This is a genomic window from Myxococcus qinghaiensis (genome assembly GCF_024198215.1).
GTDB classification, from domain to species: Bacteria; Myxococcota; Myxococcia; order Myxococcales; family Myxococcaceae; genus Myxococcus; species Myxococcus qinghaiensis.
Genome location: NZ_JAKCFA010000003.1, coordinates 147,395 through 174,184, shown reverse-complemented (window position 1 = coordinate 174,184; position 26,790 = coordinate 147,395). Strand labels below are relative to the sequence as shown.

Here is a 26,790-nt window from a genome sequence, read left to right as displayed (position 1 = left end):
AGAGTTCGAAGTGAACGACCGACTCCTCCGCGCCGCTCGCCGCCAGCCCACCGACACCACCCCGGTCTGGCTCATGCGTCAGGCTGGCCGCTACCTGCCCGAGTACCGCGCCATCCGCGGCAACATCGCCTTCCTGGACCTGTGCAAGCACCCGGACCTGGCCGCCGAAGTCACGGTGCAGCCGGTGACGCGGCTGGGCGTGGACGCGGCCATCATCTTCTCCGACATCCTGATTCCCGTGGAGGCGATGGGAATCACGCTGGAGCTGGGCGACAAGGGCCCGCACTTCCCGCAGCCCGTGCGCACCGCGGCGGACATCGACAAGCTGGGCGTGCCGGACCCGGTGGAGGGCACGGGCTTCGTGGCGGAGGCCATCCGCCGCACGCGCAAGGCGCTCAACGACTCCGTGCCCGTCATCGGCTTCGCGGGCGCGCCCTTCACGCTGGCCGCGTACATGGTGGAGGGCGGCGGCTCCAAGAGCTACATCCTCATCAAGCGGCTGATGTTCGAGCAGCCGGAGCTCGCGCACCGCCTGTTCGGCAAGCTCACCGACACGCTCATCCCCTACCTCAAGATGCAGGTGGAGGCGGGCGCGAGCATCGTCCAGATTTTCGACTCGTGGGGCGGCGAGCTGTCGCCGTGGGACTACGAGCGCTTCTGCATGCCCTACCTGACGCGCATGGTGTCCGAGCTGAAGGCCACGGGCGTGCCCGTCATCGTCTTCGGCGTGGGCATGTCCACGCACCTGCCCTTGCTCAAGCGCACGGGCGCGGACGTGGTGGGCCTGGACTGGACGCTCCCCATGGACGAAGGCCGGCGCGTGCTGGGGCCGGACGTTTCAGTCCAGGGCAATCTGGACCCGCTGCACCTGTTCCTTCCGCGTGAGGAATTGGATGGGCGCGTCAAAGACATCCTCCTGCGCGCCGGCCCCGTGGGGCACATCTTCAACCTGGGCCACGGCATCCTCCCTCCCACGGACCCCGAGGCCGCGAAGTTCGCCGTGGAGGCCGTGCACCGCCACGGTGTCGCGCTCCGTCAGGGAACGCTGACGCCGTAAAGCTTCAAGGCCGCTGCGCGCCTGTCTGGGAATGCGCGCGGCCCGACGTAACCTTTCACGCCACAGGGAGCCCGGCTCTTGTGGCGTGAAAGGTCTCTGCGCGAGTCATTGGGCGCCGCGTCATCCCTGTTCTGTCTGTGTTTGGTTTTAGGCACGGGCATTGCTCCGTCGCCGGCCAGCAGCCCGCCATTCATTCGCTCAACTCGATTCTGACCTCTTCGACCCGGACCGGTGCGGCTGAACCCGCGGCACCACGAGGAGCGTATGCACCATCGTCAATCACACCCCCGAACCACCTTCAGCTCTGCCATCACCTTGTTGGCCCTGGTGGCCTTCACCTGGAGCGGCACGGCCCAGGCGCAGACCTTCACCCAGGGCATCGCGGACAACTTCGTCGCGCCCACCGAGCCGGTGTCGCCCAGCTCCGGCATGCTCAGCTACATCACGTCGGTCTACAGCGTCCCCGGCTCGCGTCCCTTCGACGACGCGAGCAGTGACAGGTGGTTCGCCACCACCTTCACCAACCTGCGCCGCAATGGCCCCATCTGTGGTGCCACCCTGCGCATGACGGTGCGCAACCTGGGCAGCAATGACTCCATGGGCTTCATGTTCATGGGCCCGATGGGCACGCCGCTCGCCACCGGGTGGGGCGACTCCCTGCCGAACCTGGGCGTGGCCTTTGGCGCCACGGGCACCATCACCCTCAACCTGGCGGCGCTGCCGGGCGCGGTCAACCTCATCCCCACGCTCAACGCGCAGGGCTTCGTGGACGTCATCGTGCAGGACGACTCCGCGGTGGACTTCGTCTCGCTCACCGTCACCCAGTGTCGCGTGGACGTGTACTCGAAGGACAACGCCAGCGACTTCGGCAACTCGCCGACGGTGGACCCCATCTGGGTCAGCCCCGACATTCGCGTCTGTCAGACGGCCGGCTGCGTGGGCCACCAGAACCCCGAGTTCGGCCAGACGAACTTCGTCTACGTGACGCTGCGCAACAACGGCCCGCTGGCGCCCGTGGGCAACCCGGCGAGCGGCACGCTCATCGTCTATTACACGGGCTCCGGTGGCGCGGCCATGTGGCCCATGGACTGGGCGACCATCGGCTCCACCGCCGTCAGCATCCCCGCGGGCGCCACGCAGGAGTTCATGGTGCCCTGGACGGGGGTGCCGGCGCCCGGCCACTACTGTCTGCTGACGCGGTGGGTGTCGTCGCAGGACCCGATGACGCTGGTGGAGCTCAACCCCTCCAACACGCTCAACAACACGCGCTGGAACAACAACCTGGCGTGGAAGAACGTGAACGTCGTCAACCTGTCGCCGTTCGCGCCCGTGCGCGAGTACGACTTCCGCCTGCGCAACCTGCTGCGTGACGCCCAGGGCCAGGCCGCCCTGGAGGTTCGCATCCCCGACCGCACCGGTGGCCCGTCCTTCCTGGAGCGCGGCCAGCTCATCCTCACGCTGCCCCAGGAGCTGTGGGCCCGCTGGCAGCGCCAGGGCACGGGCTTCGAGGTGGTGGGCGAGCGCCAGGTGCGCATCGTCAACCCGAACGGTGCGCGGCTGGAGGGCCTGATGCTGGACCCGAACGGCGCTCACCATGTCGGCGTGCGCTTCGCCATCCAGGCGACCGCGACCGAGCAGGGCAAGTTCGCGGTGGACCTGGTCCAGCACTCGGCCAGCGAGGAGAACCCGAACAAGGTCGAAGAGGCGGGTGGTGTTCGCTTCGACATCACCGTGGGTCAGCAGACGGACACCCTCGCGAAGTAGTCGTGCGCGGGGCCTGACCCCGTGAGTAGCAGGGTGAGGGGGTGGAGGTGCCTGTCATGGGCCCTTCGCCCCCTCGCTCCATTGCGGGCCAGGCGTGCCTCGGGACAAGTGCTCGCGGATTGACTCTTGAGTCAATCCCGGGTTGACGCGGCGCATCACCGCCCATTAGATGGGCCTCACTCGTCGTCGCAGGAGGGTGAGGCACACATGGCAAGCGAGAAGCGTAACGGCCACCGCAGGGTGGCCATCGTCCGCGGCCTGCGGACCCCGTTCGTCAAGGCGGGCACCGTCTTCGCCGGGCTCACCGCGCTGGATTTGGGGCGCATGGTGGTCCAGGAGCTGGTGCAGCGCGCGGACCTGGACCCGGACCTCATCGACCAGCTGGTGTTCGGCACCGTGATTCCGTCGCTGACGGCGCCATCCATCGCGCGCGAAGTCGTCATCGCCGCGGGCCTGCCGCTGAAGATTGAAGCGGCGACGGTGACGAAGGCCTGCGCGACGTCCATCCAGGCGATGACGACGGCGGCCAACTCGATTGCGGTGGGCGAGGTGGACGTGGCCATCGCCGGGGGCACCGAGGCGATGTCGGACGCGCCCGTGTTCACCAGCCGGCCCCTGGCGCACGCGCTGGCGGCGGCCTCCAAGGGGCGCTCGCTGCCGGAGAAGCTGCGGCCCTTCCAGAAGCTCAAGGCGGCCGATCTGGTCCCGGTGCCGCCCGCCATCGCGGAATACTCCACGGGCCTGTCCATGGGCGAGAGCGCGGAGAAGATGGCCAAGGAGAACGGCATCTCCCGCGACGAGCAGGACCGGATTGCGCTGGCGTCGCACAAGAACGCGGCGGCGGCGTGGAAGGACGGCCGCTTCGACGACGAGGTGATGCACGTGTCGGTGCCGCCCCGGTACGAGACGACGGCGACGCGCGACAACATCATCCGCGAGGACTCCACGCTGGAGGCGCTGGGCAAGCTCAAGCCGGTGTTCGACCGCAAGTACGGCACCGTCACCGCGGGCAACGCGTCGCCGCTCACGGATGGCGCCGCGGCGCTGCTGTTGATGAGCGAGGAGCGGGCCCGGGCGCTGGGGTACGAGCCTCTGGGCTACCTGCGCTCGCACGCGTACGCGGCCACGGACCCGGGGGACCAGCTGCTCCAGGGGCCGGTGTACGCGGTGCCCACGGCGCTCAAGCGCGCGGGACTGAAGCTGTCGGACATCGACCTCGTGGAGATGCACGAGGCCTTCGCCGCGCAGGTGGGCAGCAACCTCCAGGCGCTGGCGTCCAAGTCGTTCGCGAAGAAGGCGGGCTGGAGCGAGCCGGTGGGCGAGATTGACCGGGAGCGGCTCAACGTCACGGGCGGCTCCATCGCCATTGGACATCCCTTCGGGGCGACGGGGGCGCGCATCGTCACGCAGGCCCTGAACGAGCTGAAGCGTCGGAACAAGAACACGGTGATGTGCACCGTCTGCGCCGCCGGCGGCCTGGGCGCCGTGGTGGTCCTGGAGCGTGCGTGATGGCCATCAAGCTTGAAGAGCTGGAGGCGAAGCAGGGCTTCTCCCTCACCGTGGAGGACGGCGTCGCCGTCGTCTCCTTTGATTTGCCGGACTCGGCCGTCAACACGCTGTCCCCCGAGGTGGGCGCGGCCTTCACGCTCCTGCTGGAGGAGGCGGAGCGCGAGGCGGGCGTGAAGGCGGTGGTGCTCATCTCCGGCAAGAAGGACAGCTTCGTCGCCGGGGCGAAGATCGACTACCTCCAGACGCTCAAGACGGCGGAGGAGGCCACCGCCATGAGCCAGCAGGGGCAGGTGGGCTTCGACCGGCTGGAGGCGTTTCCCAAGCCCGTCGTCGCCGCCATCCACGGCGCGTGTCTGGGCGGAGGACTGGAGTGGGCGCTGGCGTGCCACTACCGCATCGCCACGGACAGCCCCAAGACGACGCTCGGCCTGCCGGAGGTGCAGCTCGGCCTGATTCCCGGAGCAGGTGGGACGCAGCGGCTGCCCGCGCTCATCGGGGTGCAGGCGGCGCTGGACCTCATCCTCACGGGGAAGAACGTCAAGCCGTCCAAGGCGAAGAAGCTGGGCATCGTCGACGAAGTGGTGCCGACGCCCATCCTCCGCGCGATTGCACTCCAGCGCGCCCGGGAGCTGGCCGAGGGCACGCTGAAGCCCGAGCGCACGCACGGCCAGGGCTTCAAGGCGGTGGGGCAGAAGAAGGGCGTCGCGGGCTTCTTCCAGGGGCTGGCGAACAAGGAGCTGTGGACGGAAGTCGCCCTGGAGGACAATCCGCTGGGCCGCAAGGTCCTCTTCGACCAGGCGCGCAAGCAGCTGCGCAAGAAGACGCGGGGCAAGTACCCGGCGCCGGAGAAAGCGCTGCAGGTGGTGCGCGTGGGCCTGGAGTCCGGGCGCAAGGCGGGCCTGGAGGCGGAGGCGAAGGCGTTCGGCGAGCTGGTGATGTCGGACGTGTCGAAGCGACTGGTGGAGGTCTTCTTCGCGACGACGGCGCTCAAGAAGGAGAACGGCACGGCCGACGCCAGCGTGAAGCCGCGCGAGGTGAAGAAGGTCGCGGTGCTGGGCGGCGGGTTGATGGGCGGCGGCATCGCCTATGTGGCCGGCGTGCTCCAGGGCGTGCAGGTGCGCGTGAAGGACAAGGACGACGCCGGGACGAGCCGCGCGCTGAAGCAGGTGCAGGGCATCCTGGACGAGCGCGTGAAGCGCCGCTCACTCACGTGGCGCGAGGCGGCGGCGAAGCAGGCGCGAATCACCGCGGGCACCGACTACAGCGGCTTCAAGGCGGCGGACCTGGTCATCGAGGCGGTGTTCGAGGACCTGAAGCTCAAGCACCGCATCCTCGCGGAGGTGGAGGCCGTCACCGGCCCCGACGCCATCTTCGCGTCCAACACCTCCAGCATCCCGATTACGGAGCTGGCCAAGGGCAGCCAGCGGCCGGCGCAGGTCATCGGCATGCATTACTTCAGCCCGGTCAACAAGATGCCGCTCTTGGAGATCATCACCCACGCGGGCACGGCGGACTGGGTGACGGCCACGTGCGTGGAGGTGGGCCGCAAGCAGGGCAAGACGGTCATCGTCGTGAATGACGGGCCGGGCTTCTACACCTCGCGCATCCTCGCGCCGTACATGAACGAGGCGGCGCACCTGCTGGCCGAGGGCGCCGACATCGCCGCGCTGGACAAGGCGCTGGTGGAGTTCGGCTTCCCGGTGGGGCCGATGACGCTGTTGGACGAGGTGGGCATCGATGTGGCCCACAAGGTCGGCCCCATCATGGAGGCGGCCTTCGGCAAGCGCATGTCGGCGCCGAAGTCGCTGGACGGCGTGGTGGCCGACGGCCGGCTGGGTCGCAAGAGCCAGAAGGGCTTCTACCTCTACGAGAACGGCAAGAAGAAGGAGGTGGACCCGACGGTCTACGCCCTTTTGCCGCACGGCAAGGAGCGCAAGTCGTTCGAGGCCTCGGAGATGGCGGAGCGGCTGGTGTTGCAGATGGTGAACGAGGCCATCCGCTGCCTGGGCGAGGGCATCCTCCGCAGCGCGCGCGACGGTGACGTGGGCGCCATCTTCGGGCTGGGCTTCCCGCCGTTCCTCGGCGGACCGTTCCACTACGCCGACAGCCGTGGACCGGCGGAGGTGCTGCGCAAGCTGGAGCACTACCAGGACAAGCTCGGTGAGCGCTTCACGCCCGCGCCGCTGCTGGTGGAGATGGTGAAGGCGGGCAAGACGTTCTACCCGCGCTGAGCCCGTGGCCGCCGGGGTGGGGGAGCGTGACTTCCCACCCCGGTGCTTGACCAGGGCGGTGTTCTAGGAACAGCCTGCCGCCCGAATGGCCCGCTCCGCGTCTCGCACCATCGCCCTGGTCGTCCTCGTCGCAGTCCTGCTGTGCAGTGCCGCCGCGGCGGCCGGGGCCTGGCGCTACTTCCACAAGAATCCGCGGAACCCCGTCGTCCGCCTGGACGAGTACGTCACCATGGGCTGGGTGGCGTGGGATTCGAGCTGGTACATGCGGATTGCCCAGGAGGGCTACCAGTACACGCCGGGCGAGCAGAGCTCGGTGGCCTTCTTCCCGCTCTATCCGCTGCTCATCCGCGCGGTGGAGTCGCTGGGGCCCAACGTCTATCAGGCCGGGGTGCTGATAACGCTGCTGTGTGGCCCGCTGGCGCTGCTCATGTTCACGCGCTGGGCGAAGCTGCTGACGGATGACGACACGGCGCTCAAGGCCGGGCTGCTGATGGCGATGTATCCCTTCACCATGTACTTCTATGGCGCCATGTACTCGGACGCGCTGTTCGTCCTGTTGGTGGTGTCGGCCTTCTTGTTGTTGGAGAAGGGGCACCTGGCGCCGGCGGTGCTGGTGGCGGCGGTGGCGACGGCGGCGAGGCCGGTGGCGCCCGCGGTGGTGCTGGGGTTGTTGGTGCGGCGGCTGGAGTGGAAGCACGCTCGGGGCGAGAAGTGGGGCGTGGTGGACTTCATGCCGGTGCTCTCGGGGTTGGGCTTCGGCTGCTACATGCTCTTCCTGTGGCACAAGTTTGGAGACCCGTTCGCGTTCGTGAAGGTGCAGGGCGCGGCGGGCTGGGAGCAGACCCCCGGCTGGCACACGTGGCTCAAGGTGAGCTGGTTCGAGCGCGTGGTGCTGAACCCCACGGACAAGCGCGAGGCGTTCCGACTGGCGGCGCACGCGTTCTTCACGTTCCTGGCGCTGGCGCTGGTGTGGCCCACGCGCAAGCTCTTGGGGTGGGGCTATGCGGTGTATGTGCTGGCGATTGTCGGCCTGCCCGCGTGGTCGACGAAGGACTTCATGGGCATGGGGCGGTATCTGCTGTCCTCGTTCCCCGTGTTTCTCACGGGGGCGCTGTTGTTGAGGCAGCGGCCTCGGGTGCTCCAGGGCGCGCTGGTGGTGGGCGCGGTGTCGCTGCTCGTGTTGTCCTGGGCGTTTGGCGCGGACTACTACATCTCATGAGCACGCCCCTCGAGCAGGCCCTCGCGCTGTACTCCGGGCTCCCCGCCGCGGAGCGTTTCCATGTGCATGCGCGCGCGTCGTCAGCGCCGCTGCTCGCGGTGGCCGAGCGCGTGTCGGGTGGCACCGTGGCGGACATCGGCTGTGGGCACGGCCTGCTCTCCGCGCTGCTGGCGCTGGCGGAGCCGAGTCGCACGGTGCACGGCGTGGACCCGGACCCGCGCAAGGTGGAGTGGGCGCGCCGGGCACTGGCGGGAGTTCCGCAGGTGAAGCTGGCCGAGGGCACGGTGGAGGACGTGCTGGCGCCCGCGCTGCCGGGAGCGTGTGACACGGCGGTGGTGTGCGACGTGCTCTACCTGTTGCCCGAGGCGAAGTGGCCCACGTTCCTGCGCACGGTGCATGGGCTGCTCAAGCCGGGAGGGCGCTTCCTGCTGAAGGAGGTGGAAGGGGACGGCTCCTGGAAGCACCGCAAGGCGCTGGCGCAGGAGTGGGTGATGGTGTCGCTGCTCGGTCGCACGAAGGCGAGCGGTGGGATGGTGCTCAAGCCTCGCGCGGAGATGACGGTGCTGCTCGAGGACGCGGGCTTCGTCGTGCGCGACGTGGTGGACCTGGGGCGAGGCTACACGACGCCCCACGTGCTCTACGTCGCGGAGGCGAGCGTCCCGTAGCTGTGGAGCTGGATACCGCGCTCGTCAAGACGCGCCCTCACGCGAGGACTGGTGAGCGCCGCCAGCTCCGCCTGCCAGCCGTAGTGCCACGCCGGGTCCTCCGGCACATGCGGCGCGCCCTCACCAGGATGACACCCCAGCTCGAAGTCACCCGAGGGCAGTGCATCCAGCGCGGCCAGCAGCGCGGCCTCGTCCAGTCGGCCCGCCTCGAACACCCCGCCCGCGCTCACCCGTCGCACACCCTGGGGCGCACGAGGCGCGGTGCGTGCCAGCACCGTCAGCAGCGTCGTCTTCAGCGCGGGCCCAGGCGTCCGCAGCCACTTCACGCGCGGCAGTGCATCCGGCCAGCGCAGCGGCAGCCTCTCCCGCGCGGCCAGTGCCTCCACCAAGGGCCTGATGCCCGGAAGCACATGCAGGTGCTGGTGCCCATCCAGGTGGTCCACCGCCACGCCCAGCTCGCGCGCTCGCCGCAGCTGCGCGTCCAGCTCCAGCGCCACCTCTTCGCGCCGGACCTTCCCCATCAACCAGTCCCTCGCGAAGTCCGCCCAGCTCCCGCGCAGCCGCCCCCCCGGCGCCACCGTGCTCACCGCCTGCGCGGGCGCGGCCGGAGTCAGCCGGGTGGACAGCGCCAGATGCAGCCCCACCGCGAGCCCTTGAGCCCGCGCGCGGTCCGCCGCCTCCGCCGCCGTGGGCCCCATCGCGAGCAGCGTGGCGCTGGTGACGATGCCCTCGCGGTGCGCGCGGAGGATGCCCGCGTCCAGCGACGGGTGCAGCCCCAGGTCATCCGCATTCACGACGAGGCGCGTGGGGCGTGAACTCACGGCGGGCTCTCAGCCCCGCGCCGTGCGGCCGGACACCGTGCGCAGCGGCTGCACCGACGGCGGCAGGCGCACCGGCTGCGTCGGCGGCGCTGGCGTGCGCGTCTCCGGGTACAGCTTCACCAGCTCCTTCACCATCTTCACGATGACCGACGGCGAGGCCAGCGTGGACACGCCCCGCGTGCGCGGGAAGTAGTCCACACCCATCTGGAACACGCGGAAGCCCTTGCGGATGGCCTTCACCACCAGCTCCGCGTCGATGAACGAGCCCTGGCTCTTGAGCTCCATCGACTCCAGCACCCGGCGGTGCATCACCTTGAAACTGAAGTTGACGTCCTTGATCTGGATGTCGAACAACGCCCGGATGAGCATGTTGTAGACGAACGAGTAGACGATGCGCTTGGGCCCCTCACTCGTGCGGTCGAACCGGAAGGCGCAAATCATGTCCGCCTCCAGGTAGTCCATCAGATGCAGTGAGCGCTCCAGCTCCCGCAAATCCCACGGCAGGTCGATGTCCGAGTAGACGACGATGTCCTTCGTCGACGCCGCCAGCCCCGTCCGCATCGCCCCACCCAATTTGAGATTGACCGGATGGTTGATGACCCGCAGCTGCGGAATCCGCTGCGCCATCGCCTCCGCCAGCTCCTGCGTGCGGTCCGTCGACGCGTCGTTGACGACGATGATTTCAAAGTCGTCCGTCAGCTGGGTGAGGGCCTCCACCGCCCGACCCACCGCCCGCTCGACGTAGTCCTCCTCGTTCCAGGCGGGAAGGAAGAGGCTGATGCTCGGGTACTTGGCCACGGAGGACCTCGGGGTACGGGGGGACTGCTCGGGCGGCTCGGTACCAAGCCCTGGGTCCTAAATCAATCATGGGACTCCCACCTGAAATCACCTGTGTGGTACCGTGGAGTCACCATTTTCCGGGGATACTGTGACCATCAGGCCCTGCACCTTGTTGGTGGTGGACGAAGCGGAATCAACCCTGGCCCGGCTGGCGCGGGCGCTCGGGCCGGACGACTTCTGCCTCCGGCTCGTCTCTCCCGGCCCCGAGGTGGGCCGGCTGGCTCGGGAGGTGGACCTGGTGGTGTGGGTCGCCCGCCCGCCTGGAGAGCCACCAGCCCGGGACTGGCTCGACAAGCTGCTGACCCTGGAAGGACCGCCAGGGCCTCCCGTGCTGGTCCTGGCAGATAGGGAAACCCGGGGCTTTTGGGTGGGTGCGCTGGCCCAGGGGGCAGAGGTCGTCTTTGACCCATGGGATGCGGAAGAATTACGGGCCCGGGTGACCAAGAGCCTGCGGACCCAGGCCCGTCTGACTCAGCTATCCAACCAGGTGGGTGAGCTGCAGCGGCTGTCCTCGACGGACGGCCTCACGGGGGTCCACAACCACCGCCATTTCCAGGAGCGGCTGCGCGAGGAGTTCCGCCGGGCGCAGCGCTACGACGACCCGCTGGCGCTCATCCTGTTGGACCTGGACCACTTCAAGCAGGTGAACGACAGGCACGGGCACACCACAGGGGACGGAGTGCTCCGGGAGGTGGCCGCCACCCTCCAGGCCAGCGTGCGCGAAACGGACCTGGTGGCGCGCTACGGGGGCGAGGAGTTCGCCGTCCTGCTGCCTCGCACCCATCTGACGGGGGCCCTCTCCGTGGCGGAGCGTGTGCGCCGCGATTTGGCGACCCTCCGGGTAGGGCCGGATGGAGCACTTCAAGTCACGGCCTCCCTGGGCGTCTCCAGTTTTCCCCATCGCACCGTCCTCAGCCCTGAACAGCTCCTGCTCACCGCCGACGAAGCGCTCTACCGGGCCAAGGACGAGGGGCGGGATCGCATCTGTCTCCACTCTCAAATGCCCCTCTTTCCGCCCCCTTCGTCGCAGGGCGAGTAGCCTGGGTCAAAGACCCTGGGTTGTTGTTGACCCGGGAATAGGGGATGAGTCTAGGATGACCCCGGCCCCCGATTGTCGGGGAGTCGAATCATCTCGTGATTCCATGGGTTTGCAGTGCCCCACCGGCTGGCAAACGCATTGCAAATGTCATGGGACGGAAAGAATCCCATGGGACCCCTCGCCGCACAGCTCCCGAAGCCCGAAGCCGCCCCGCGGGGCAGGCTGCTGCTCGTGGACGACGAGGAGAACATCCTCAAGTCCATCCGGCGGGTGCTGCGTCGGGGTGACTGGGATATCGAGACCGCGACGGACGCCGAGCAGGCGCTGAGGACGGTGGAGGAGTTCCGTCCCGAGGTCGTCATCTCCGACTTCCGCATGCCCGGCATGAACGGGGTGGAGTTCCTGACGCGGGTGAAGCAGCAGGAGCCGCGCGCCCAGCGCATCATGCTCACGGGGCAGGCGGACCAGCAGGCCATTGAAGAGGCCATCAACCGCTCCGAAATTTTCCGCTTCATCTCCAAGCCCTGGAACGACAGCCACCTGGTGCTGACGGTGAAGAGCGCGTTCGAGCAGTACGCGCTGCAGGCGGAGAACGAGCGGCTGTACCGGGTGACGACGGCGCAGAACGCGGAGCTGAAGCTGCTCAACGCGGACCTGGAGGAGCGCGTCGCGCAGCGCACGCGGATGCTCAGCCAGGCCAAGCGCGAGTGGGAGCTGTCGTTCGACTGCATGGAGACGCCGCTGTGTGTCGTCCGCGGTCGCGACTTCGCGGTGCGGCGGGCGAACCTGGCGTACGCGCACGTGGCCGGGCGCTCCATCGAGCAGATTCCGTCGGACGTCGCCTGCTACCGCTACCTCTTCGGCCGCAACGAGCCGTGCACGGGTTGCCCGCTGCCGGCGGCCATGGAGAGCGGCAAGGGCGCGCGGGGTGAGGTGCAGCAGGGGGGCAGGACGTACGTGGTGGCCGCGTACCCCATGGCGGGGGATGAGCGGGTGGTGTGCACCTATCGCGACGTCACCGAGGAGCAGGCGATGACGCGCCGGCTCATCGAGACGGAGAAGATGGCGGCGGTGGGGCAGCTGGCGGGGGGCGTGGCGCATGAAATCAACAATCCGCTGGGCGGAATCCTCGCGTTCGCGCAGCTCATGTCGCGCGACGCGGGCCGCGACGACGCGGACCTGGAGTCGCTGGGACTGATTGAAGAGAGCGCGCTGCGCTGCAAGCGCATCGTCGAGAGCCTGCTGAAGTTCAGCCGGCACAGCCGCGTGGAGGACCGGCGGCTGTTCGATTTGTCGCGCTGCGTGGAAGACGCGGCCGTGCTCTTCCGCGCGCAAATCAAGGCGACGCCTCGCGCGGTGTTGTCCCTGGGTTTGAAGGAAGGGCTCCCCAAGGTGTACGGGGACCCCGGCACGCTCGCGCAGGTGGTGCTCAACCTGCTCCAGAATGGCCTTCAGGCGCTGCCCAAGCGCGAAGGCAAGCTGACGCTGGAGACGGGCCGCGAGGGAGACCGCTGCTTCTTCGCGGTGTCCGACACCGGCTGCGGAATCGAGGAGCGGCACCTGCCGCGCATCTTCGAGCCTTCCTTCACCACCAAACCCCCCGGTGAAGGCACCGGGCTGGGTCTGTCCATCGCGTACCGCATCGTCCAGGACCACGGGGGCAGCTTCCACGTCGACACCCAGGTGGGCGCCGGCTCCCGTTTCACCGTCTTCCTGCCCATTCCCCTGCAGCTCGAGAGGTTGCCGTGAACCAAGTCAAGCGCGCCAAAGTCCTCGTCGTGGATGACGACTCCGTCGTCCTCAAGGCCGTGACGCAGATTCTCCAGCGCGAGGGCCACCCGGTGGTGGCCATTGATGACGCGGTGGAAGGTCTGACGGCGGCCAAGGACCCCTCCATCGACGTCGTCGTCCTCGACATCAAGATGCCGAACCTGTCCGGCATGGACCTGCTCCGCGGCATCAAGGCGGACCGTCCGGATGTGGAGGTCATCATGATGACGGCCTTCGCCACCGTGGAGACGGCGGTGGAGGCGGTGAAGGCGGGGGCGTACGACTACCTCACCAAGCCCTTCGAGAACATCGACGAGGTGAGCCTCACGGTGGCCAAGGCGGCCGAGCGCAAGGCGCTCAAGGACCGCACCCGCGCGCTGGAAGAGGCGCTCACCGTGCGCAGCCAGTTCGAGGACCTCATCGGCCAGTCGCCGCAGATGCGCTCGGTCTTCAAGCTGGTGGAGACCGTCAGCCACTCCACGGCAACGGTGCTCATCCAGGGCGAGAGCGGCACGGGCAAGGAGCTGGTGGCGCGCGCCATCCACTACCGCAGCTCGCGCAAGGACAAGCCCTTCGTCGCCGTCAACTGCTCGGCGCTCACGGAGACGCTGCTGGAGAGCGAGCTGTTCGGCCACATCAAGGGCAGCTTCACCGGCGCCACGGGCAACAAAAAGGGCCTGTTTGAAGCGGCCGACGGCGGCACCATCTTCCTGGACGAGATTGGCGACGTGCCTCCCGCCACCCAGGTGCGCCTGTTGCGCGTGCTGCAGGAGGGTGAGGTCAAGCGCGTGGGCGCCAACGAGCCCGTGAAGGTGGACGTTCGCGTCATCGCCGCCACGCACGTGGACCTGTCCCGCGCCAAGGAGCAGGGCAAGTTCCGCGAGGACCTCTTCTACCGCCTCAACGTCATCACCATCGACCTGCCGCCCCTGCGCGACAGGCCGCAGGACGTGCCGCTGCTCGCGCACCACTTCCTGAAGCTGTACGCCTCCAAGGCGGACAAGAAGGTGGCGGGCATCTCTCCGCGCGCCATGGAGGCCCTCACCTGCAACCGGTGGACGGGCAACGTGCGCGAGCTGGAGAACGTCATCGAGCGCGCGGTGGTGCTCACCAGCAACGAGGTCATCGACGTGGAGGACCTGCCGCCCGGCTTCCAGTCGGCGCCGCAGGCCGACTCGGCGGTGGAGGTCTTCTCGCTGGCGCACCTGCCGTACGCCCAGGCCAAGCGCCTGGCGATGCGCGCCTTCGAGCGCCGCTACCTGTCCGCGCTCCTGGAGAAGAACAACCAGAACGTCTCCAGCGCCGCGCGCGCCGCGGGCGTGGACCGCTCCAACTTCCGTCGCCTCCTCAAGCAGTACGAGGTGGCTGGCCGCTCCATGAAGCCGCGCGTCCTCAAGGACGACGACGTCGACGGAGTCGAGCCGTTGGAAGCCGCCTCCTAGTTCAACCCTCCTCGCCAGGCTCGCGGACCCGCTCCGCGAGCTGGCGTTGGATGGATTCGTAGCGCTCGGCCAGCTCCGCCTCGAGCCCGTTGCGGGTAGGGGTGTAGAAGCGCCGGGCGCGCAGGGCCTCCGGCAGGTAGTCCTCCGGGACGTAGTTGCCCTCGAAGTTGTGCGGGTACTTGTAGCCGCCCCCGTAGCCCAGCGACTTCATCAGCTTCGTGGGCGCGTTGCGCAGGTGCAGCGGCACCGGCAGCGCGCCCTCCTTCGTCACGGCCTCGCGCACGGCGGTGTACGCGGCGATGACCGCGTTCGACTTGGGCGCCAGCGCCAGGTACGTCACGGCCTGGGTGAGAGGCAGGGTGCCCTCCGGCAGCCCCACGAGCTGGAAGGCGCGCAGCGCGTCCACCGCCACGCTCAAGGCGCGCGGGTCCGCGTTGCCGATGTCCTCCGAGGCGAAGATGACCATGCGCCGGAGTACGAAGATGGGGTCCTCGCCCGCCTCCAGCATGCGCACCATCCAGTACAGCGCGCCGTCCACGTCGCTGCCGCGCATGGATTTGATGAAGGCGCTGATGACGTTGTAGTGCTCCTCGCCGCCCTTGTCGTACAGCAGCGTCTTCTGCTGGAGCGCCTCCTCGGCGATTTGACGGTCCACCTTCTCGCCGCCGTGGGCCGCGGCCACCTCCAGGCCGGTGAGGGCCTTGCGCGCGTCACCGCCGGCTGTGCTCGCGAGGAAGCTCAGCGCGTCGTCCTCCACCACCACCTTGCCGCCCAGGCCGCGTGCGTCCGCGACGGCCCGGCGCAACAGCGGCACCAGCTCCTCCTCCTCCAGCCCGCGCAGGGTGACGACGCGGCAGCGGGAGAGAAGGGCGGCGTTCACCTCGAACGACGGGTTCTCCGTGGTGGCGCCGATGAGCGTCACGGTGCCCTTCTCCACGTGGGGTAGCAGGGCGTCCTGCTGCGACTTGTTGAAGCGGTGGATTTCGTCGATGAACAGGAACGTACGCTGGCGATTCAGGTTCCAGCGGTCCTGGGCACGGGCCACCGTCTCGCGGATGTCCTTCACGCCGGCGAGGACGGCGGACACCGAGTCGAAGGCGGCGCCGGTGGAGCGGGCCACCAGCCCCGCGAGCGTCGTCTTGCCGGTGCCTGGAGGCCCCCAGAGGATGAGGCTGGGGACCTGGTCGCTTTCAATGGCCCGGCGCAGGAAGCGGCCCTCGCCGGTGATGTGCTCCTGGCCGACGAACTCGTCGAGGGCCCGGGGACGCATCCGCTCCGCGAGCGGCGCCCGACGGGCCTGCTCCTTCTGTCCGGCATGTTCGAAGAGGTCCATGGCCGCCCCAAACCTAGCGCCCTGAAGGCCGCCTCGCCGGGGCGTCTGTCTGGTGGGCGGGCCCTCGCGCAAATCAGGGGAGCGCCCGGGTGCCCGCCTGGATTAAAAAGCCCCCGCGTGCAGACCCTCGTCATCGTCGCGAAGAAGGACAACCCGGAGGCGGTGGCGCTGGCGGCCCGCATCCGAGAGACCTATCCGCACCTCACCGTGCTGGGGGACCGTTCCCTGGCCCATGTCCTGGGCTGGCCTCGGATAGAAGACCGGGAGCTGGCGGCCCGGGCGGACCTGACGGTGGTGCTGGGAGGTGACGGCACCCTCATCTACGCGGCGCGCCTGTTGGGCGGACGCGGCGTGCCCATCCTCGGCGTCAACCTGGGCAGCCTGGGCTTCATGACGGAGATTCCCGTGGAGGAGCTGTTCTCCACGCTGGAGGAGGTGCAGGCCGGCCGCTTCCAGGTGGACTCGCGCATGAAGCTGACGTGCCGGCTCATCCGCAACGGCAGCGTGCTCATCGAGGACGAAATCCTCAACGACGTGGTCATCAACAAGGGCGCGCTGGCGCGCATCGCCGACCACGAGACGTCCATCGATGGGGTGCCCATCACCACGTACAAGGCGGACGGCGTCATCCTCGCCACGCCCACGGGCTCCACGGCCTACTCGCTGTCGGCCGGCGGCCCCATCGTCCACCCGTCGGTGGACTGCACGGTGCTGTCGCCCATCTGCTCGCACGCGCTCACCCAGCGCTCCATCGTCGTGCCGGCGGACCGGGTCATCCGAATCACCCTGCGCAGCGAGACGGCGGACACGTACCTCACGCTGGACGGACAGACGGGCCACGGCCTGCAGGGCGGCGACTGCATCGAGGTGGTGCGCTCCGCCAACCGCGTCAACCTGGTGCGCAACCCCCGCGTGGCCTACTTCTCCATCCTTCGCCAGAAGCTCCACTGGGGCGAGCGCTGAAGGGCCTTCGCGTCCCGTGTTCCTGATTCTCTCGAAGGTGCTGGACCTCTTCCTGGCACCCCTGACGTGGGTGTTGCTGCTGCTCGTCGTCGGAGCCGTGGTCCTTCGCCGCAAGCCCCGGCTCTCCCGAGGCCTCACGTTCGCGGGCCTGCTGGTGCTCTACCTCTTCTCCACCGACGCGGTGTCCACGCTGCTGACGTACCTGGCGGAGTCGGGCGCACGCGACACGTCCAAGCCGGGCGTGACGTACGACGCCGTCATCGTCCTGGGAGGAGGGCTGGACCCAGCCGCCACGGAGCGCTCGGGGCGCATCGAGTTCAACGGCGCGTCGGAGCGCGTGCTGAAGGGCTTCGAGCTGGTGCGCGAGGGGCGCGCGAGTCACGTCTTCATCTCGGGTGGCTCGTTGGACCCGCGTCCCGAGGCCGTGGTGGAGGCGGACGTGCTGTCGCGCTTGCTTCAAGAATGGGGCGTGCCCGCGGAGCGCATCGTCACCGAGGGCCGGAGCCGGAACACGCGGGAGAACGCGCTGGAGTCCGAGCGCATCATCCGCGAGCGGGGCTGGAAGCGGCTGCTCCTGGTGACGAGCGCGGCGCACATGCCTCGCGCCGCGGGTTGCTTCGCCGCGGTGGGGCTGCGGCCGGACACGTTGCCGGTGGACGCGAGGATGCCCGCCACGCGCCCGGGGCGACTGAGCTGGGTGCCCCGGGCGTCCTCCCTGTCGCAGAGCACGGACGTCCTGCGCGAGCTGGCGGGACGCGTCGTGTATCGGCTCCGGGGCTGGACGACGCAGTGACGTCGGCGGCGTCGTTGTCGCCGAGGCTCCTCAGCTCGCGGCGCGGCGCAGGGGCACCTCCTCCACGGGCATGGTGCGCTGGACGGCTTCCTCGCGCAGCCAGGCCAGCGTCGTCAGCCGGTCCTCATCGAGGATGCGCTGGGTGGTGACGCGGTCCGGGTAGCAGCGGATGAACATGTTGGTGAAGTGCGAGCCGTAGTGGATGAACTCTTCACGCGAGGGCTCCCGCAGCGGACGCACGCACGCCTCGAAGTGGGGCTCGTGGAAGTAGGCCATCGCGAAGCGCTCGCGCGTGTTGAGCGCCACTTTGTGGGGCGTCGACAGGAGATAGCCCCGCGTGAGGAACTGGAGGATGTCCCCGGGGAACACCGTGAGGACGTCGGGCACGGGCTTCACGAAGGTCCACGGCTCCTCGTGCTCGTACATGCCCGCGGAGCTCTCGCCCGGCAGCCAGTTGCGGTGGCGCTTCTCGCCCTCCACGGGCGGGCGGATGTAGAGGCCTCCCACGTCGTCCTGCGCGGCGATGACCAGCATTCCGTAGTCGGTGTGCGCGCCGATTCCCCGCGTCGCCATGGGGGAGCGGGCCGGGAAGCGCAGCACGCGCATGTGGTGCCACCCGTCCCGCGTCAGCGCCGTGAGCGTGTCCACCTCCAGGCCCAGGCCCAGCGCCACCAGCCGCAGCAGCCGCTCTCCCGCGGAGCCCAGCTCTTCGGTGTGTTCCTTCATGTCCTGGCGGTACGCCTCGTCCGGCCAGGGCGCGGGGCCGTGGCAGGGCCAGTTCGACTGAACCCGCGGGTCTGTGAGGGGCACGTCCTTGCAGACGGTGAAGACCTCCGAGTAGTCCGCCTCGCCCGCCGTCAGCTCCTCGCCCGAGGCGACGTAGCCGCTGTACGTCAAATCACTCACGCAGCGGGCCTTGGCGTCGAGCGTCTGGCGGAAGAAGCGGCGGCTCGACTCGAAGGCGCGCCGGGCCTTCTCCGCCTGGGTGGGGCTCATCCTGAGCTGGAAGATGCCGTCGCGCCTCCAGGCTCGAATCATGGTGAGCCCGAGCGCGACGTCGGACTCGCTTCCACTCACGGATTGCGGCAACTGAAACGTCTCGAGCTCGGCCATGGGAACTCCCGCGTGGGGGTGGTGGGGAGCTCGCCCGGGCCGGGTTTGTCACGTCGCAGATGAAGGGGGGCTCCGCCGGCGCGGCAGTGGAGCAATCCCTCGCATTCATTGCCAGACACGGGGCAAAGGCACCCAGGTTTCAAGCGGCCCGAGTGTCTGGAAGTGAATGTGAGGGGCGGGTCAATTCCAGCCAGGGCTACTTCATGGGCGGCGCGGGTCGGCGCGCGTCGGGCGCCAGCGTGCTTCCGCCCAGTCGGACGATGCGGCCTTCGGGCTTTGCGCGCGGCGCGGGCTTGCCCGATTTGAAGGTGTCGGCGAGCACGTCCAGCGGCGAGCGTCCGTCCTTCAGCGCGGGTGTGGTGGGCAGGCCCTTGAGCACGTCGTAGCCGTCCTTGCCGCTGGTGAGGAAGTTCAGCGTGGCGAGCCGGTATGTGGCCTCGGCGTCCAGCGGCTTGCCGTGGACCTTCACGTCCACCACGCGCCCACCGGCGGGCTTGCGCGGGTCGAACGTGAAGCGCAAGCCCGACACCTGGAGGAAGCGGCCGGGCCGTGAGTCCTCGCGAGCCAGGCTGACGCCATTCTCCAGGGCCGCGCGCAGCGTGGCGCCCTTCACCTCCGCCACCACCAGCTCGTCCGTGTACGGCATCAGCGAGTGCAAATCCCTGCGCGTCATCACCCCCGCCGGTAGCACGCTGTCCGCGCGCAGCGCGCCCCCGTTGACGAGGGCCACGTCCGCACCCGCCGCCTCGCGGAAGGCGTCCGCGACGAGCGAGCCCAGGTTCGTCTCCCGCGTGCGCACGTGCGCGGTGCGCGCATCCAGCGCCACCGGCGTTCGGCCCACGGGCTCCGCCAGTCGCGCGAACAGCGGCCCATAGGCCTTCATGGCCTCGTTGAACTCCGCGTCCTCCGGCACCTTCTTCGTGACGGGAATCCGCGTCCAGGACGTCTTGCGAACGGTGCCCGTCGCCGGGTCCACGTCCAGCGACAGGCGGCCCAGCTCCAGCGCGTCCGAGGGCACCTTGAAGATGGGCGTGCCCGTGGTGCGGTCCGCCGCGCCCACGTGGTCATGTCCGCCCAGAATCACGTCGACCTTCACGCACTTCGCCAGCTGTCGGTCCTGCTCCAGCGGCAGGTGCGTCAGGCCTACCACCACCTTGGCCCCGGCCTCGCGCAGCTTCGCCACCGCGTCCTTCGCCGCCGCGCAGATGTCGCCAAACTGGGTGTCCGGCCCCGCCTTCGTCGAGGTCTTCGTCTCGGTCAGCACCACGCCGAACAGGCCGACGGGAATGCCTCCCACCTCGCGGACCTCGTACGCCTTCACGCCCTCGAACAGCGCGCCCGTCTTCGAGTCCGTCACGTTGGCGCCCAGCCAGGTGAAGCGCGACTGGCGGATGCGCTCGCGCAGCACCTCGTCGCCGAAGTCGAACTCGTGGTTGCCGAGCACCGCGACATCCAGGCCCAGCGCGTTCCACGCGTCCACCATGTGCCGGCCCTTGAGCTGCTGGCCGTCCATGTCGAGCAGCGACTCCACCGACGGCGACAGCGTGTCGCCCCCCATCAGCGTCAGCACGTGCGGGGCAGGCGTCTCCTTCAGCACCTGCTTGCGCAGCGTGGCCACCCGCGCGAGCCCGCCCCGGTCGCCATGCTCCTGCGGCTGCACCTGGTACACGTCCGCCAGGTGGAGGAACGTCAGGCGCGTCGTGCCCTTGGGCGCGGCGGGGACGGCGGCCCGCGCGCGGCCAGGCGCGAGTGCCAGGAACAGCGCGAGCGGCAGGAGCAGGACCCCACGTCGGGCCAGCGCTGTCGGAGTCATCATCGCGAGTCGTTCTCCAGGGGCGCCCGCACGGCGCCGGGGCTCGCGGGAGTAGCGCACTCACGCGGGGAAGGCGAGCACCCCGCCTTCACGGCCCGTCCTGAGTCGAGGTCAGCTCTGGAAAACGTGAATCGCTGCTGCGGCGTGTCATGACTGAAAGTTACAGAAATCACACGTAGGCGGTTTGCTCGCACTTCACTGCGGTTGCTAGGACCCGCCTTGTCCCAAGAGGAGGTTGTCACCATGCGATACAACGTGTTGAGCGCGTTGCTGCTGGCCGGGTTGTTCGGCTGCGGCGAGTCCGCGCTCGAGAAGCAACAGGGCTCCGTTCAGGAGACAGCGCAGGTCGTCCAGCAGCTCACGTCATCGACGCGGCCGGGCATGGGCGCCACCGTCTATTCGGGTGGCACGACGTTCCGCACCTGGGCGCCGCTGGCCAGCCGCGTCTTCGTGGCGGGCGACTTCAGCAGCTGGGGCTGGGTGGAGCTGGGCAACGAGTTCAACGGCAACTTCTCCGGCGACGTGGCGGGCGCGGTGAAGGGCCAGAAGTACAAGTTCGTCACGCGCAACCAGTGGGGCGCCGACGCGTGGCGCGCGGACCCGCGCTCGGCGTGGCAGGAGAACTCCACGGGCGCCAGCATCATCTATGACCACGGCGAGTACTGGTGGAACGCGCAGCAGTTCAGCACGCCCGCCTTCAACGACATGGTCATCTACGAGATGCACGTGGGCACGTTCCACGACTCGCCGGGCTTCGGGCCGGGCAACTGGAACAGCGCCATCGCCAAGCTCGACTACCTGCGAGATTTGGGCATCAACATGGTCAAGGTGATGCCGGCGTACGAGTTCGCCGGGGACTTCTCCTGGGGCTACAACGCGGCCTTCCCGTTCGCGCCGGAGAGCGCCTACGGCTCGCCCAACGACATGAAGCGCTTCGTGGACGAGGCGCACTACCGCGGCATCGGCGTCATCTTCGACGTGGTGCACAACCACTACGGGCCCAGCGACCTGCCCATGTGGTGCTTCAGCGGCGACTGCCTGGGCAACGGCGGCGAGTACTTCTTCACCGACAACCGCAAGGTGACGCCGTGGGGCGACACGCGCCCGGACTACGGCCGTCCCGAGGTGCGTGCGTACATCCGCGACTCGATGATGAACCTGCTGGACAACTTCCGCGCGGACGGTCTGCGCTGGGACGCCACGAAGTACATGCGCACGATTGACGGCTCGGGTGACATCCCGTCCGCGTGGCAGGTGTTCCGCTCCATCAACCGCGAAATCAACGCGAACAAGCCCTGGAAGATCTCCATCGCCGAGGACTTCGGCGGCGGCGACTCCATCACCAACGATGCGACCTCCGACTTCGCGGGCGGCGCGGGCTTCGACGCGCAGTGGACGGCGGAGTTCGTGCACCCCCTGCGCACGGCGGCCATCGAGCAGAACGACGCCAACCGGAACATGTTCGCGGTGCGTGACGCGATTACCCAGCGCTTCAGCGGCCGGGCCCACTCGCGCGTCATCTACACGGAGAGCCACGACGAGGTGGCCAACGGCCATGCGCGCGTGCCGGAGGAGATCTGGCCGGGCAACGCGGGGAGCTGGGCGGCGAAGAAGCGCTCCACGCTCGTCGCGGGCATCACCTTCACCTCGCCGGGCATCCCGATGATGTTCCAGGGCCAGGAGTTCCTGGAGGATGGCTTCTTCGCGGACGGCGACCCGCTGGACTGGGGCAAGCTGACCCCGTACGGCGGCATCAAGACGCTGTACCGCGACCTCATCCGCCAGCGCCGCAACTGGAACAACAACACGCGCGGCCTGCGCGGTGGCAACGTCAACGTCCACCACGTCAACAACACCAACAAGCTGCTCGCCTATCACCGCTGGGACAGCGGTGGCGCGGGTGACGACGTCATCATCGTCGCCAACTTCAGCGGCACCTACTACCCCAACTACAACATCGGCTTCCCGCGCACGGGCACGTGGTACCTGCGCTTCAACAGCGACTGGAACGGGTACTCGTCCGACTTCGGCAACACCGCGTCGGCGAACACCACCGCCTATAGCGGCGCCAAGGACGGCATGGCCAACAACGCGTCCTTCGCCATTGGTCCGTACTCACTGCTCATCTTCTCGCAGTAGCGCGAAGACGTAAGGACGTGGGCGCCCGTTGCCTCGTGGGCGGGCGCCCGGTCCTCAGACGGTGTAGCGACGACCTTGCTGGAGCGGCTCGATGACGCTGGCCGCGGTGTCGAAGTTGTCGGGGTAGTGGATGAGGCGCATGCGGGCGCGCAGGCCTTCGGGCAGCGCGGCGAGCTTCTCGTAGGGCGTGTGCACGCCGTAGTTCGTCTCGTGGATGACCAGGTCCGCGCGTGACAGCCAGTCGATGAGGCCCTCGTCGTAGGCGGTGTCCGCGCTGTAGCCCAGGCACCGGCCTCCCGCGTGGATGCGCAGCGCGGTGGTGGGCACGTGGTGGTACGTCATCCGGGCCTCGATGAGGAAGGGCCCGTGCCGCACGGCCGACTCGGTGGAGAGCGGCGTGTGGTCGAAGTAGTCGTCGAAGTGCTTCGGGTTGGGAGGCTCGCCCTTCTTCTCGATGAGGCACTCCATGCCGGCGGCCAGGTGGCCCTCCCAGAGGCGCTCCGCCACGTCCGGATGGGTGAGCAGCTCCAGCTTCTTCTTGAGCACGAAGAAGGAGAAGTAGCCCAGGCCCTCCAGGCCGGAGGCGTGGTCCGCGTGCAGGTGCGTGAGGGCCACGGCGCTGACGCGGTCCACGTCGAGCGGGACGCCGGAGGACAGCGACGCCTCGCGCATCATCTTCCGGATGGGGTGGGGACAGTCGACGAGGAGGACCTGGTCCTCCGCCTCCACCGCGAGACAGGACGAGTAGTAGAGCGCGGAGAAGGCGTCACCGACGCCCAGGGGAGTGAAGGACAGGCTCATGGCTGACTCCGGAGGGACGGGTCGAGTCGCTCGCGCAGCTTCGCCGCGACGGCGGGAGGACAGAAGGCCGAAACGTCCTCGCCCCGGGCGACGCGTTGCTTGAGGGCACTGCTGCTCACCTCGGCGAGGTGGGCCTCTGCGGGAAGGAAGAGGGTGGAGATCTCAGGCGCGAGCGCGCGGTTGTTCTGGGCGAGCTCCGTCTCGAACTGCGCATCGGTGGCGCCGCGCACGCCGCGCAGGAGCACGCTGGCGCCGATGGCTCGCGCGTAGTCGACGATGAGCCCTTGTGTCCATGCCACCGTGACGTTGGGGTGCATGGCCACGGCCTCGCGCACCAGGGCCAGGCGCTCGTCTTGAGAGAGCAGGGTGTTCTTGGCGGGGTTGATGGCGACGACGACGACGACGTGGCCGAACAGTCGCGCGGCCTGCCGGACGACGGAGAGGTGTCCCGCCGTGACGGGGTCGAAGCTGCCTGCGTAGACGGCGATGGTCATGACGACACCTCGGGCGCTCCGGGCGTCAGCTCCCGGGACGGGTGGAAGGCGAGTGCCACGTAGAGCGTGCCCGCGAGGCAGAGCAGGGCGGACAGGGCGAAGTGTCCGGGGTAGCCCAGCGCCTGCGCGCTGAAGCCGCTGACGGCCGCCGCCGCGCCGGTGGCCAGGACGACGAGCGAGGCCTGCACGGTGTAGTCGGTGGCGGCGTGCTCGGGCCGGCACGCGTCCATCATCGCGGTGAAGAGGGTGGCGGTGGCCATGCCGCTGGCCACGTGCTCCACCGCGCACACGGCGGTCAGCCACACCATGGACGAGGGGAAGCTTGCGACGAGCGCGTACAGCAGCACCGCCGTGGCCTGGATGACGCCGAAGAGGAGCAGCGCCCGGCGTCGTCCCAGTCGCGCCACCAGGCTGCCGCCCAGGAGTGCGCCGAGGAGGCCCGCCGTGAAGCCCACGCCGCCCAGGAGCCACGCGATGTCCGTGAGCGTCAGGCCCCGGTCCACCAGGAAGGTGCGCAGCATGCCCGTGGCCAGCGCCTCGCCCGCCTTGTACGCGACGAGCAGGAGGAGCCACGTCGTCGCACCGGGCCGGCGCCACCACCATGCGAGGCCCAGGCTCGCGCGAGGAGACGGCTCGGTGGGCGGCTCGCGATAGAGCGCCACGGGGACGGTGGCGACGAGCAACACCAGGCCGAGGGCCAGGAGCGTGGGGCGCCAGCCCGCCTTGTCGAACACGGCGAGCATGACCCCGCCGCCCAGAATCATGCCCACGCGATAGGCGGCGACCTGGATGCCGTTGCCCCAGCCTCGCTCGGAGGGGGAGAGCAGCGTCACCGCGAGCCCATCGGTCGCCACGTCCTGTGTCGCCGCGAGCAGGTTGACGCCGAGCACCGCCGCGAGCAGCAGGCGAGTGTCCACGGTGGACTCGGGCAGCGCGAGCGACAGGAGCAGGCCCGCGCTGAGGCACTGCAACGGGAGGATGTAGCCGCGCCGCAGCCCCCAGCGCGCGGAGCCGTGCCGGTCCATGAAGGGCGCCCAGAGGAACTTCAGGGCCCACGGCAGCGCGAGCAGGTGGGCAAGTCCGATGGCCGGAAGCGACAGGCCCTGGTGGCGCAGCAGCACCGGGAGCGCCTGGGTGAAGAAGCCGAACGGCAGGCCCTGCGAGAGGTAGAGGCTCGACAGAAGCCCCAGCTTCGTGGAGGTCTTCATGCGCCCTCCCGCTCCACCGACGTGTCCGTGAGTCGCTCGGCCCCATGCTTCGGGAGGCTGTCCGAGCGGAGTGTGCTGCTCGTGAGGAGGTTGTCGGTGGTGGGCTTTCGAGCCATTCCCGTGAGCCGCTCGACCCTGCGCTTCGCGATGCTCGCCGAGCGGAGTGTCCGGTGCGTGAGGAGGTCGTCCGTGGAGGTCTTCATGCGCCCTCCCGCGCCACCGGCGTGTCCAGCAGGCCCGCGGCCATGTGCTTCACGGTGCTCGCCGCCGAACCCGCCGGAACCAGTCCTGGCGAGCTGGCCGAGAGGACGAAGTAGCCCTGCACCGCCGCGAAGAGTCCCGCCGCCAGCGCCCGCGCCTTGCGCTTGCCCACCAGCGTCGCCACCAGCGCCTCGAGTTGCTCCAGGTCCGTGCGCACCACCTTCTCGTAGGCTGCGCGGACCTCTGGCTGCCGAATCGCCTCCGCGCTGATGGTGACCCAGCCGGCCACCGCGCTCGTGTCCGCGTCCGCGCCCGTCGCGAGGAACGCGTCCAGGAAGGCATCGATGCGTCCGCGAGCATCCTCGGCCGCGAGTCGCTCGAAGCGCTTCGCCACCCGCTCCCGAGCGCGCGCCGCGAGCTGCTCCACCAGCACGAGCAGAATCTCCTGCTTGTCGCTGAAGTGGTAGTGCACCAGCCCCGGGCTCAGCCCCGCCGCCTTCGCGATTTCGTTGACCGAGGCCCGCTCGTAGCCGCGCTCCGACATGACGCGCAGCAGCCCCGAGACGATTTGCTGTCGGCGCTCCTCGGTGTTGGACGGACGGGGCATGATGGCCTTGTTTATTGGTTGTGTGACCAACTTATAAACAGGCGAGGCGGTGGTGTCAATCGCTCCTGGGGCGGCAGCGGGGGAGGAGAGGTCAGCCCGGGGGGCCGAGGTTCATGCGGCTCGTGCTGACGGCTGTCCTGCGTCCGGAGACGAGGGCCTGGATTCCGACGGCGATGAGCTCCGGCACCTCCAGCGAGGGCAGGTGGCTGATGGCGGGCAGCTTCATGACGTGGAACCACGGATGCGTGGTGGCGAAGGCCACCTGGGTCTCCAGGTAGTCATGCGCGTCCGGCTGCGAGTACAGGTGCAGGGTCGGCGTCGAGGGACTCAGTCCGGCGAGCGCGCGCAGGGGAGAGCCCTCCCGCGAGTAGGCGGCGGCGATTTCGCGCGCGGCCCGGGCCCACATCTCCTCGGAGAACTCGAGCATGTCCTCGTGGATGGAGCGCAGGACGGCTTCGTTCTCCACGCCCCGGGTCCACTGCTGGAGCAGCTCGTCGCGCGTGCGTCCCCAGCGCTCCGACATCAACCCTCGCAGCGTCGCGAGGAAGGGCGGGGGAGGCTCAGTGACAATCCAGTCCAGCAGGACGAGCTGGGGGACTTTCTCCGCGCCCAGCTCGCGCCGCAGCTCCAGCGCCCAGAAGCCCGCGTGGGAGAGCGTCACCGGCACCACCCGCTCCGCGCCGCTGGCCTCCACCACGGCGAGCAGGTCATCGAGGACGGTGTCGCTGTCGAAGTCCCCTTCGCCATGCTCGGAGTCTCCATGGCCTCGCAGGTCGACGCTGAGCACCCGGTGTTGCTCGGCGCAGAGCGGGACGAGGGGGCTGAAGACGTCGCGGCGGGTGCACCAGCCGGGGATGAAGAGCAACGTGAGCGGCCCCTGGCCGACGTCGTCATAGCGAATGCGGGCACCCCCCGCGCAGCGCACCTCGGGCATGACACTCCCCCTGTCGAACGAGCCTTCCGTTCTC

Annotated in this window: 23 protein-coding genes; 12 read left to right on the top strand and 11 right to left on the bottom strand. The window is 69.0% G+C overall.

The window, feature by feature from the left end; all coding sequences use genetic code 11:
• The first annotated feature begins 10 nt into the window (after window positions 1–10).
• The 6 genes from hemE (at window position 11) to LZ199_RS05805 (ending at window position 8,445) form a co-directional block, all read left to right on the top strand.
• On the top strand, window positions 11–1,057 hold the full coding sequence (gene hemE / locus LZ199_RS05830; protein WP_253992645.1) for a uroporphyrinogen decarboxylase: 1,047 nt from the start codon (window positions 11–13) through the stop codon (window positions 1,055–1,057).
• A gap of 264 nt (window positions 1,058–1,321) precedes the next feature.
• On the top strand, window positions 1,322–2,821 hold the full coding sequence (locus tag LZ199_RS05825; protein WP_253992644.1) for a hypothetical protein: 1,500 nt from the start codon (window positions 1,322–1,324) through the stop codon (window positions 2,819–2,821).
• Between the two features lie 207 nt (window positions 2,822–3,028).
• Window positions 3,029–4,330, top strand: coding sequence for an acetyl-CoA C-acyltransferase FadI (gene fadI / locus LZ199_RS05820; protein ID WP_253992643.1), 1,302 nt, complete (start codon window positions 3,029–3,031; stop codon window positions 4,328–4,330).
• A complete protein-coding gene (gene fadJ / locus LZ199_RS05815; protein WP_253992642.1) occupies window positions 4,330–6,561 on the top strand; it encodes a fatty acid oxidation complex subunit alpha FadJ in 2,232 nt (743 codons plus the stop codon). Before fadI ends, fadJ begins: the two co-directional genes overlap by 1 nt.
• Before the next feature lie 85 nt (window positions 6,562–6,646).
• A complete protein-coding gene (locus LZ199_RS46055; protein ID WP_256568864.1) occupies window positions 6,647–7,780 on the top strand; it encodes a mannosyltransferase family protein in 1,134 nt (377 codons plus the stop codon).
• Window positions 7,777–8,445: a class I SAM-dependent methyltransferase gene (locus LZ199_RS05805; RefSeq protein ID WP_253992641.1), complete on the top strand. Its 669-nt coding sequence runs from the start codon at window positions 7,777–7,779 to the stop codon at window positions 8,443–8,445. Before LZ199_RS46055 ends, LZ199_RS05805 begins: the two co-directional genes overlap by 4 nt.
• Here the strand turns inward: LZ199_RS05805 and LZ199_RS05800 are convergent.
• Together LZ199_RS05800 and LZ199_RS05795 are read right to left on the bottom strand one after the other, a co-directional pair.
• Window positions 8,418–9,266, bottom strand: coding sequence for a ChbG/HpnK family deacetylase (locus LZ199_RS05800; protein ID WP_253992640.1), 849 nt, complete (start codon window positions 9,264–9,266; stop codon window positions 8,418–8,420). The genes LZ199_RS05805 and LZ199_RS05800 overlap by 28 nt on opposite strands.
• Window positions 9,267–9,275: 9 nt before the next feature.
• Window positions 9,276–10,064, bottom strand: coding sequence for a glycosyltransferase family 2 protein (locus tag LZ199_RS05795; RefSeq protein ID WP_253992639.1), 789 nt, complete (start codon window positions 10,062–10,064; stop codon window positions 9,276–9,278).
• Window positions 10,065–10,194: 130 nt separating this feature from the next.
• On the opposite strand from LZ199_RS05795, the gene LZ199_RS05790 reads away from it, so the two are divergent.
• From LZ199_RS05790 to LZ199_RS05780, 3 genes are all read left to right on the top strand, one after another.
• Window positions 10,195–11,145: a diguanylate cyclase gene (locus tag LZ199_RS05790; RefSeq protein ID WP_253992638.1), complete on the top strand. Its 951-nt coding sequence runs from the start codon at window positions 10,195–10,197 to the stop codon at window positions 11,143–11,145.
• 168 nt (window positions 11,146–11,313) lie between these two features.
• Window positions 11,314–12,894 carry an ATP-binding protein gene (locus tag LZ199_RS05785; RefSeq protein WP_163861326.1) on the top strand — a complete coding sequence of 527 codons (1,581 nt, stop codon included), beginning with the start codon at window positions 11,314–11,316 and terminating at the stop codon, window positions 12,892–12,894.
• Window positions 12,891–14,357 (top strand): sigma-54-dependent transcriptional regulator, encoded by a 1,467-nt coding sequence (locus tag LZ199_RS05780; protein WP_163861329.1) that lies wholly within the window; start codon window positions 12,891–12,893, stop codon window positions 14,355–14,357. The genes LZ199_RS05785 and LZ199_RS05780 overlap by 4 nt, the downstream gene beginning before the upstream one ends.
• Window position 14,358: 1 nt before the next feature.
• Here the strand turns inward: LZ199_RS05780 and LZ199_RS05775 are convergent, their stop codons facing one another.
• Complete coding sequence (locus tag LZ199_RS05775; protein ID WP_253992637.1) at window positions 14,359–15,690, bottom strand: replication-associated recombination protein A; 1,332 nt, start codon at window positions 15,688–15,690, stop codon at window positions 14,359–14,361.
• Between the two features lie 117 nt (window positions 15,691–15,807).
• Here LZ199_RS05775 and LZ199_RS05770 point away from each other — a divergent pair, with 117 nt between their 5' ends.
• Together LZ199_RS05770 and LZ199_RS05765 are read left to right on the top strand one after the other, a co-directional pair.
• Entirely contained in the window at window positions 15,808–16,653 is an 846-nt protein-coding gene (locus tag LZ199_RS05770; RefSeq protein ID WP_163861335.1) for an NAD(+)/NADH kinase, read from the top strand.
• Window positions 16,654–16,669: 16 nt separating this feature from the next.
• Complete coding sequence (locus tag LZ199_RS05765; RefSeq protein ID WP_253992636.1) at window positions 16,670–17,446, top strand: YdcF family protein; 777 nt, start codon at window positions 16,670–16,672, stop codon at window positions 17,444–17,446.
• Window positions 17,447–17,476: 30 nt separating this feature from the next.
• Here the strand turns inward: LZ199_RS05765 and LZ199_RS05760 are convergent, their stop codons facing one another.
• Together LZ199_RS05760 and LZ199_RS05755 are read right to left on the bottom strand one after the other, a co-directional pair.
• A complete protein-coding gene (locus LZ199_RS05760; protein ID WP_253992635.1) occupies window positions 17,477–18,559 on the bottom strand; it encodes a 2-oxoglutarate and iron-dependent oxygenase domain-containing protein in 1,083 nt (360 codons plus the stop codon).
• A gap of 196 nt (window positions 18,560–18,755) precedes the next feature.
• Window positions 18,756–20,375, bottom strand: coding sequence for a bifunctional metallophosphatase/5'-nucleotidase (locus tag LZ199_RS05755; RefSeq protein WP_253992634.1), 1,620 nt, complete (start codon window positions 20,373–20,375; stop codon window positions 18,756–18,758).
• Between the two features lie 240 nt (window positions 20,376–20,615).
• Here LZ199_RS05755 and LZ199_RS05750 point away from each other — a divergent pair, with 240 nt between their 5' ends.
• Window positions 20,616–22,511, top strand: coding sequence for an alpha-amylase family glycosyl hydrolase (locus tag LZ199_RS05750; RefSeq protein WP_253992633.1), 1,896 nt, complete (start codon window positions 20,616–20,618; stop codon window positions 22,509–22,511).
• Window positions 22,512–22,565: 54 nt separating this feature from the next.
• On the opposite strand, the gene LZ199_RS05745 is transcribed toward LZ199_RS05750, so the two are convergent.
• The 6 genes from LZ199_RS05745 to LZ199_RS05720 all read right to left on the bottom strand — a co-directional run bounded on the left by LZ199_RS05745 (window position 22,566) and on the right by LZ199_RS05720 (window position 26,756).
• Window positions 22,566–23,312, bottom strand: a complete 747-nt coding sequence (locus LZ199_RS05745; RefSeq protein WP_253992632.1) for an MBL fold metallo-hydrolase — start codon at window positions 23,310–23,312, stop codon at window positions 22,566–22,568.
• Complete coding sequence (coaD, locus tag LZ199_RS05740) at window positions 23,309–23,806, bottom strand: pantetheine-phosphate adenylyltransferase (RefSeq protein ID WP_253992631.1); 498 nt, start codon at window positions 23,804–23,806, stop codon at window positions 23,309–23,311. The genes LZ199_RS05745 and coaD overlap by 4 nt, the downstream gene beginning before the upstream one ends.
• Window positions 23,803–25,014: an MFS transporter gene (locus tag LZ199_RS05735; RefSeq protein WP_253992630.1), complete on the bottom strand. Its 1,212-nt coding sequence runs from the start codon at window positions 25,012–25,014 to the stop codon at window positions 23,803–23,805. The genes coaD and LZ199_RS05735 overlap by 4 nt, the downstream gene beginning before the upstream one ends.
• Entirely contained in the window at window positions 25,011–25,217 is a 207-nt protein-coding gene (locus LZ199_RS05730; RefSeq protein WP_253992629.1) for a hypothetical protein, read from the bottom strand. The genes LZ199_RS05735 and LZ199_RS05730 overlap by 4 nt, the downstream gene beginning before the upstream one ends.
• Window positions 25,214–25,822 carry a TetR/AcrR family transcriptional regulator gene (locus LZ199_RS05725; RefSeq protein ID WP_253992628.1) on the bottom strand — a complete coding sequence of 203 codons (609 nt, stop codon included), beginning with the start codon at window positions 25,820–25,822 and terminating at the stop codon, window positions 25,214–25,216. Before LZ199_RS05725 ends, LZ199_RS05730 begins: the two co-directional genes overlap by 4 nt.
• Before the next feature lie 91 nt (window positions 25,823–25,913).
• Window positions 25,914–26,756, bottom strand: coding sequence for an alpha/beta fold hydrolase (locus LZ199_RS05720; RefSeq protein WP_253992627.1), 843 nt, complete (start codon window positions 26,754–26,756; stop codon window positions 25,914–25,916).
• Between the last annotated feature and the right edge of the window lie 34 nt (window positions 26,757–26,790).